Source organism: Algibacter ulvanivorans (assembly GCF_048381495.1).
Classification (GTDB): Bacteria; Bacteroidota; Bacteroidia; order Flavobacteriales; family Flavobacteriaceae; genus Algibacter_B; species Algibacter_B ulvanivorans.
Genome location: NZ_JBLWGD010000111.1, coordinates 1 through 255 on the forward strand (window position 1 = coordinate 1; position 255 = coordinate 255).

Sequence of the window (255 nt, forward strand, 5' to 3'; positions counted from 1 at the left end):
TCGATATGAGCTCTTGGGGGAGATCAGCCTGTTATCCCCGGCGTACCTTTTATCCTTTGAGCGATGGCCCTTCCATGCGGAACCACCGGATCACTATGCTCTACTTTCGTACCTGATCGACTTGTAGATCTCTCAGTCAAGCTCCCTTATGCCATTGCACTCTACGCACGGTTACCAAGCGTGCTGAGGGAACCTTTAGAAGCCTCCGTTACTCTTTTGGAGGCGACCACCCCAGTCAAACTACCCACCAAGCAC

Annotated in this window: 1 rRNA gene; it reads right to left on the minus strand. The window is 52.5% G+C overall.

Annotated features, from left to right (window positions below):
• Window positions 1-255: ribosomal RNA gene (locus tag ACNG5D_RS16245) — 23S ribosomal RNA — on the minus strand; the annotation flags it as partial.